1 protein-coding gene is annotated in these 5,605 nt (G+C 68.2%); it reads left to right on the top strand.

The window, feature by feature from the left end:
• Window positions 1-5,605, top strand: a 5,605-nt coding sequence (locus E2493_RS19395; RefSeq protein ID WP_135090190.1) for a calcium-binding protein, incomplete at both ends; no start/stop codon positions are given.

The raw sequence follows: 5,605 nt of genomic DNA, 5'->3' as shown, positions 1-5,605 counted from the left end.
TCCTCGGCGAGCTCAACCAGTATCTGTCGAACGGCAAGCAGTTCGAGAGCGGCGTCACCTCGATCGTCTTCTCCGACGGCGTGGTCTGGGACCGCACCCGAATGGCCCTGGAAGTGGTCGACAAGGAGCGCGCCGCCGGCGTGTTCAACGATCCGCTGATCGGATCGGGATCGGGCGACTTCCTGTGGGGCGGGAAGGGCAACGACCTGATGAGCGGCGGCGCCGGCGGCGACGTCTACATCTTCGCGCGCGGCGACGGCCAGGACGTCATCGACGAGCGGGGCAGCTTCTCGTTCGGGCCGATCAAGGCCGGTCTCGACTTCCTCCAGTTCAAGGGCGACATCTCCGCCGACGACCTGAAGCTCACCCGGGACGGACCCAGCCCCAACCTCAAGATCACCCTGCTCAAGGTCGGGCAGGAGACGAGCGACACGATCGAGATCGTCGGACAGCTCGGCGGAATCACGCTCGGCCTCGGCGCGTTCGCCGAGCTGATGGGGAGCAGCGAGGGGCTGGACTATGTCTCGCCCAATCTGATCGAGCGCTTCATCTTCGAGGACGGCACCTCGCTCGAGTTCACCGATATCGTCGAGCGCGTGCTCGAGAACGCGAGGACCGACGGCGACGACGCCATCTACGGCCTGCTCAACGTCAACACGCTCGATGGCGGCAAGGGCAACGATTATCTGACCGGCGCCGAGGGCAGCGACACCTATGTGTTCGGCCGCGCCTACGGCAAGGACGTGATCGAGGACAACGACTTCAGCTTCAAGGCTTTCTCAGGCCCGCAGCACGACACGCTGAAGTTCATCGACGACGTCCGCTGGACCGATCTCGATTTCCTGCGCGACGGCCCGAGCGACACGCTGACCCTGCGGATCAAGGGCAGCGCTGACCAGGTCACCCTCAGGGAGTATCTGAAGGAGCTGCCGTTCATCGGCTACGTCAACCTGCTCGAGGACATCGTCTTCGGCGACGGCACCCAATGGTCCTATCTGAAGCTCCTCCAGCATTATGTCGACATCGCCAAGACCGGCGGCGACGACATCATCTACGGCTTCGAGGGGATCAGCGACTGGATCGACGGCGGCGCCGGCAACGATCGCCTGGTCGGGCAGAGCGGCAACGACGTCTACGTCTACGGACGCGGCTACGGCAACGACACGATCTACGACAGCGACGGCAGCGAGCGGCTGATCTTCGACGGGATCGCCAGCAGCGAGGTCGAATTCTCGCGCACGGCGCTCGACCTGATCATCACCGTGCGCGCCACCGGCGAGCGCGTCGTGCTCGAGAACCAATATGTCCGCGACGGCGCGCAGCACGCCGCGGTCGAATATTTCGAGTTCTCCGACCGGACCTTGCTGTTCACCGATTTCAACCCCGAAGACATCGACCTGGTCGGGACCAGCGCCGGCGAGACGATCACCGGCTCGAACTTCGCCGAGCTGCTCGACGGCCGCGGCGGCGACGACACGCTCGAAGGCGGAGACGGCGGCGACACGTACAAGTTCGACGTCGGCTACGGCCACGACGTGATCGTCGACCGCCGGATCCGGGCCTCGTGGCAGGATCGGCCGGGCATGAAGGTGCCGGTCGACGACGTGGTCAAGTTCGGCGACGACATCACCCGCAGCAACGTGGTCTTCACCAAGGACGGCAACGACCTGATCGTCTCGGTGCTGCAGCGCACCGACACGCTGCGCATCCGCGACCAGTTCCGCAGCACCGACGACGGCGTCGAGCGGTTCGAGTTCAAGGACGGCACCTTCCTCAAGATCTCCGACGTCGAGGAATTGCTGCAGATCGAGGGCGGCAATCGCGGCGACAACGTCATCGAGGGCACGCTCGACCAGCCGAACACGCTCGACGGCCGCCAGGGCGACGACGTCCTGAAGGGCGGAAATGCCGGCGACACCTACGCGTTCAGCGCCGGCTACGGCTTCGACCGGATCATCGAGAAGACCGATCGCGCGGGCGCGATCGACAAAATCGTCTTCGGCGCCTCCGTGACCCGCGACGCCCTGATCGTCCGGCGCGTGGCCGACGACCTCGTCATCGATCTCGGCAACGGCGTCGACGTGGTGACCGTCGTCGGCGGCCTCGCCGGCACGCGGATCGAGGAATTCCACTTCGCCGACGGCGTGGTGCTGAGCTTCGACCAGGTGATCGATCGCCTGCTGACCGGCACGGCCGGCGACGACCAGCTGACCGGCCTCGACGGCCGCAACGACACGATCGCCGGTGGGGCGGGATCGGACGCCGTGGCCGGCGGCCTCGGCAACGACACCTACAAATTCGGGGTCGGCGACGGCAGCGACAGCATCAGCGACAGCGGCGGCATCGACCTAATCGAGTTCGGGACCGGCCTCACCCGTGACCAGCTCCGCTTCCAGGAGGTGGACGGCGACCTGCTGATCACGCTGGTGGCGGGGTCCGACCGCCTCGTCGTGCTCGGCGGCTACAGCCAGAAGCCGGTCGAGAGCTTCCGCTTCGCGGACGGCACATTGCTCAGCATCGCCGAAATCCGGATGCTGATCCACGAGCAGCAGCCGCACGGCAGCCAGGACCGGATCGACCTGCGCGACCTCGTGCCCAATGCAGTGGTCACCGCCGGCACCGGGCATGACCGCATCATCATGGCCAATGACGGCCAGCTGATCTTCCGGCGCGGCGACGGGATCGACCGGATCGAGATGCCGTCCGGGGTGACCCGCGCGACGGTGACGCTGCAGGGCTTCATCGCCGCCGAGGCCGTCGTGCGCCTGTCCGCCCTCGACAGCAACGACCTGATCGTCGCCTTTCCGGCGACCGGGGACCAGATCGTGCTGGTCGGCGCGGCGGGCGGCGGGGCCGTTCCGGCGCTGGCGTTCGACGACGGCCAGACCTGGGACGCTGCACAGCTGATCCAGCGCTCGATCACCGACCAGGCCGGGCCGGGCGACGACATCGTGCTGGGCAGCGCCCGCGACGACGTGATCGCGGCCGGCCCGGGCCACGACCAGGTGCGCGGCGCCGGCGGCAACGACGTCTACACCTTCGCCCGCGGCGACGGCCGCGACGTGATCGACGACAGCGCCGGGACCGACACGCTGCGAGTCTCCGGCTATCGGCCGGACGAGATGCGCGTCTCGCGCGCGGCGCCCGGCCGCAACGAGCTCGTCCTCACCTTCGGCGACGGCGAGGACGAGATCGTGCTGCGCTACGACGCCAATCTGGTCGGCGTCGACGCCGTCGAGTTCGGCGACGGCACCCGCCTCAGCCGCGACGCCCTGTTCGATCTCGTCACCGGCAGCGGGAGCAGCGGCGACGACCGGCTGGTCGGCAGCGCCCGCGACGAGACCTTCACCGGCGGCGCCGGCAACGACGTCGTGATCGGCGGCGGCGGCAACGACGTCTACCGCTTCGCAAAGGGCGACGGCCAGGACAGGATCGAGAGCAGCGGGACCAGCGACGGCCGCGGCGTGCTCGAGTTCGGCGCCGGCATCGCGCTCGAGGACGTGGTCGCCCGGCGCGACGCGGACGGCAATCTGATCCTGGCGATCGCCGGGACCAATGACCGGGTCACCCTGGTCGAACCGCCGGCCGACATCGACCCGGTGATCGCGAGCATCCGCTTCGCCGACGGGCGCAGCCTGAGCTTCGCGCAGCTCGCCGCCTCGGTGCGCGAGACCGACGGCGACGATCATGTGGTGATCTCGTCGATCGCTCCCCCGGCAGGGGTGAACAGCGGCGCCGACATCTACGGCGGCTTCGGCAACGACCGGCTCGAAGGCGGCCGCGGCAACGACATCCTCACCGGCGGCCGCGGCAACGACCGGCTGGAGGGCCATAACGGCGCAGACACCTATTATTTCGAACGCGGCGACGGCCAGGACGTCATCGCCGATTACGAGGATGCGGACCGCGCGAAGATCGACCGGCTGCGGTTCGGCCCCGGCATCGCGCCCGAGGACATCCGCTTCCTCGCCATCGGACCGCGCGACCTGGTGATCGGCATCGCCGGCACCGACGATCGCGTGACCATCGCCGACATGTTCACCGAGCCGGGTTTCCCGCGCGATCACGGCATCGAGGAGATCGCCTTCGCCAACGGCACCGTCTGGTCGCTGGCGGACATCCATGCCCGCATCGGCGCGGGCACGGCCGCGGCCGACGTCATCGATCTCGGCACTTCGCTCGAGCTTTCGATCCCCCTTCAGGGCGGCAAGGGCGACGATCTGCTCGCCGGCAGCAGCGGCGACAATGTCTATCGCTTCGCGCGCGGCGACGGCCGCGACACGATCCGCGAATCCGGCAATTGGTGGTGGTCCGACGACCGGCTCGAGCTCGCCAGCGGCATCGTCCCCACCGACGTGGTGGTGACTCGGGAGGGCGACAATGTCGTGCTGCGGATCATCGGCAGCGACGATCGGATCGTCATCGAGGGCCAGGCGACCGCGTCCTACGCGCCGATCGATCGCGTCGTGTTCGCGAGCGGCGTGCAGTGGACGGCCGCGGAACTGGCCGGCAGGATCATCACCGCCGACGCCGCCGAGCGGCTGCTTCACCCGCCCGTGGCGGGCGCCGATCCGTTCACGGCGCCGCTGTTCACCTCGAGCGGCGGCTCGCCGGGCGGCAGCACCGGAGGCGGCACCGGCACCGGCGGAGGCACGGGCGGCGGGACGGGCGGAAGCACCGATCCTTCCACCGGGCCGAGGACACTGACCGGCACCGCCGGACGCGACACCTATTCGCTGTTCGTGCCGCTTGCCGGCGAGATCGGCGTCACCACGATCACCAACTTCCAGACCGGCGACTCCGGCGACATCCTCGACATCCGCCTCGCCGACGGCCTGAGCGGCGCGGTGGTGACCCGGCAGGAAGGCACCGACACCTACGTCTATTTCGCGCAGGCGGGCGTCTCACGCCTTGAGGACGCGCGGATGCTGCTGCGCCTGCAGGGTGTCACCACCGGCGCGCTGACCCTCGGCAATTTCAACGGCGCGCCGTTCCAGAGCGCCGCCAATCTGACGCTGAACGGAGACGCGGCCGCCAACACGCTGACCGGCGGCTGGGGCAACGACACGATCACCGGCGGCAACGGCAACGACACGCTGATCGGCGGCTTCGGCAACGACTGGCTGCGCGGCAGCGCCCATAACGACGTCTACAAATTCTCGCGCGGCTTCGGCCAGGACATCATTTCGGATGCCGGCTGGTCCAACGAATCGTGGAACGACGCCATCGAGTTCGACGCCACGATCGCGCCCGCCGACATCATCGTCCAGCAAGCGGCGGACCCGAACCATCTGATCCTCAAGGTCGCCGGCACCGACGACCGGATCACCATCGAGAACACGATCAGCAACGGCGACTATCGGATCGAGTTCGTTCGCTTCGCCGACGGTACCGTCTGGACCCATGCCGACCTGATCACCAGGGCGTTCGCGCCGACCGCCGGCGACGACGTGTTCCACGGCACCTACAACAACGAGACGATCTCCGGCGGCGCCGGCAACGACACGCTGTACGGCAACAATGGCGACGATGTCCTGATCGGCGGGGCGGGCGACGACTATCTGCGCGGCACAGCCCATAACGACGTCTACAAATTCTCGCGCGG

This window comes from Sphingomonas parva (ex Maeng et al. 2020), from assembly GCF_004564275.1.
Classification (GTDB): Bacteria; Pseudomonadota; Alphaproteobacteria; order Sphingomonadales; family Sphingomonadaceae; genus Allosphingosinicella; species Allosphingosinicella parva.
Note: the sequence above shows the minus strand (reverse complement) of the source record. Positions and strands in the feature narration are given on the sequence as shown.